This window comes from Bacillus sp. SIMBA_074 (assembly GCF_046534555.1).
GTDB lineage: Bacteria > Bacillota > Bacilli > Bacillales > Bacillaceae_G > Bacillus_A > Bacillus_A mycoides.
Window position 1 is genome coordinate 1 of the sequence record NZ_JAWRYM010001035.1, and the last position, 246, is coordinate 246.

Here is a 246-nt window from a genome sequence, read left to right on the forward strand (position 1 = left end):
CTCTTGGCCGCGGGCCACTGCAATGGAGAAGCTCATATCGCTCAACCAGTGCGAGCCCTCGTTGGTGAGCGTATGCGTGATGGTCGCGCCCGGCCAGCCGCGAATCTCTAGCCGGTACTGGGCCTCAAATGGCTGGGGGGCAGGCAGCAAAGTGCCTTCATTTGCCAGGGCAGTATTGCTTGCTGTCATAAGCAAAACAGCACCTAAGGCAGCGCGCATTAAACCGCGTTGTGCGGTATCAGCTAT

At 58.5% G+C, this 246-nt stretch carries 1 protein-coding gene; it reads right to left on the reverse strand.

Annotation, left to right across the window (positions count from 1 at the left end):
- The coding region (locus SB773_RS33920; RefSeq protein WP_410594875.1) for a hypothetical protein at positions 1–189 on the reverse strand (189 nt) is incomplete at its 3' end.
- Positions 190–246 lie beyond the last annotated feature (57 nt).